Annotated in this window: 1 protein-coding gene and 1 pseudogene; both read left to right on the top strand. The window is 59.3% G+C overall.

Annotation, left to right across the window (positions count from 1 at the left end; all coding sequences use genetic code 11):
• Positions 1 to 589, top strand: a pseudogene (locus tag RSSM_RS33790) (hypothetical protein); the annotation flags it as partial.
• Positions 586 to 1123 (top strand): efflux RND transporter permease subunit (locus tag RSSM_RS16430; RefSeq protein WP_044302770.1); only part of this gene is annotated, 538 nt, incomplete at its 3' end. The pseudogene RSSM_RS33790 and the gene RSSM_RS16430, both read left to right, overlap by 4 nt.

Below are 1123 nucleotides of genomic sequence, written 5' to 3'. Positions count from 1 at the left end.
AAATAGTCATGCAGGTTACTTCTGCGGTGAAGTTGTGCGGATGCAGCCCCAGGTCGATGATGTGACGCGTACACGGGGAGTCGACGTTGAATTGTCCCGGATCGGTCCGGATGGACGGATGCATTGGTTGGCTTCTCAGGCAGTGCACATCGGGCAGACTGCAACGTTGTGGGTTCCGTGGGGCGGTGAGGATCAGGCCGCATTGGCGAGGGAACAATCACTGAGTGACCCTTTTTGGGTCCCAACCGATTCATTGGTCAGGGGCGTTCGCGGGTTGTGGTCGGTGTACGTCGCGGTGCCGGAAGAATGCGAACGAGAGGACAATCCTAGCGAGCCGAAACACGATGAGGCGTTGACCGGGAACCAGGATATCGAAGGCTACTCAGAGGCTATCGTTCAACGACGTGAGGTGCAGGTATTGCGAACCGCCGGATCGCTGACGCTCGTCTACGGGATGCTGGCACCGGGAGAATGGATCGTCGCTGAAGGAGTCGGGCAGATCGGTCCAGGCGTTGCCGTACGGGTACGGATAAGCAAGCCTTTGCTCTCGCAACCTGGCCAACAACCGATCCAGGTTTCGCGGCGGTGACGGGGCGAGGTGATCGAGGCGACGATGCAGTCGCGTCTGACTTGAGCGACCGAGGCGATTGGGTGGAACGTCTCGCGGCTCGGTTTTTTCATGACCAACGGCTTCTCGTTTTGATCGTGCTGTTGATCCTGGTCGCCGGGCTCAGTTCGATGGCGGTGTTGCCACGGATGGAAGATCCGGTGTTGGAGCAACGGGTGGCAATCATCTACACGCGGTTGCCTGGGGCCGACGCCAAACGCGTTGAGACGTTGGTGACGGAAGTCATCGAAGACCGTGTGCGAGATATTGAAGAGATCAAAGAGATCCGATCGATCAGCCGCGTGGGTATCAGTGCGGTCACGATCGAGTTGCGGGACGAGATCAAAGAGACCGAGAATGTTTGGTCGCGGGTCCGCAGCCGGATCGAAGACAGTATCGGGCGTTTGCCGGCGGAAGCGGAACGTCCCGAATTTCGCAAACTCGAGGTTCGCGCGTACGCGCTCATCGTGGGGTTGGTGTGGGACCGAGAGGAGCCGGTGGACGTGCGTGTGCTGC

This window comes from Aporhodopirellula sallentina SM41 (genome assembly GCF_000346505.1).
In the GTDB taxonomy this organism is placed as follows: Bacteria; Planctomycetota; Planctomycetia; order Pirellulales; family Pirellulaceae; genus Rhodopirellula; species Rhodopirellula sallentina.
The sequence above is the reverse complement of the archived record's forward strand: the minus strand, read 5'-3'. Positions and strand labels throughout refer to the sequence as shown.